1 protein-coding gene is annotated in these 531 nt (G+C 69.3%); it reads right to left on the minus strand.

Annotation, left to right across the window (positions count from 1 at the left end; translation table 11 throughout):
• Positions 1–531, minus strand: a 531-nt coding sequence (locus ACPUER_RS37100; protein WP_425133621.1) for a beta-ketoacyl synthase N-terminal-like domain-containing protein, incomplete at both ends; no start/stop codon positions are given.

A 531-nucleotide genomic window follows, 5' to 3' on the forward strand; every position in this document is an offset into this window, starting at 1 on the left:
GAAGCGCCCGGCCTTCTGCGCGGCTTCAGCCTTGTTCTGCGACAGCGCCGCGAACGCGTCCTGCTCGTCGCGCGTAATGCCGTATTCCTTCGCGACGTTCTCCGCCGTGATGCCCATGTGGTACTGGTTGTACACGTCCCACAGCCCGTCGACGATCATCGTGTCGACCAGCTTCGCGTCGCCCATCCGGAACCCGTCGCGCGAGCCCGGCAGCACGTGCGGCGACGCGCTCATGTTCTCCTGCCCGCCCGCGATCACGATCTCCGCGTCGCCCGCGACGATCGCGTTCGCCGCCAGCATCACGGCCTTCAGGCCCGAGCCGCACACCTTGTTGATCGTCATCCCCGGCACTGCCGCCGGCAGCCCGGCCTTGATCAGCGACTGCCGCGCCGGGTTCTGCCCCGAGCCGGCCGTCAGCACCTGGCCCATGATCACTTCGCTGACCTGCTCGGGCTTCACGCCCGCACGCTCCAGCACCGCGCGGATCACCGTCGCGCCCAGCTCGGGCGCCGCAATCTTCGCAAGCGAGCC

Origin of the sequence: Burkholderia sp. DN3021, assembly GCF_049805555.1 — a bacterium.
In the GTDB taxonomy this organism is placed as follows: Bacteria; Pseudomonadota; Gammaproteobacteria; order Burkholderiales; family Burkholderiaceae; genus Burkholderia; species Burkholderia pyrrocinia_C.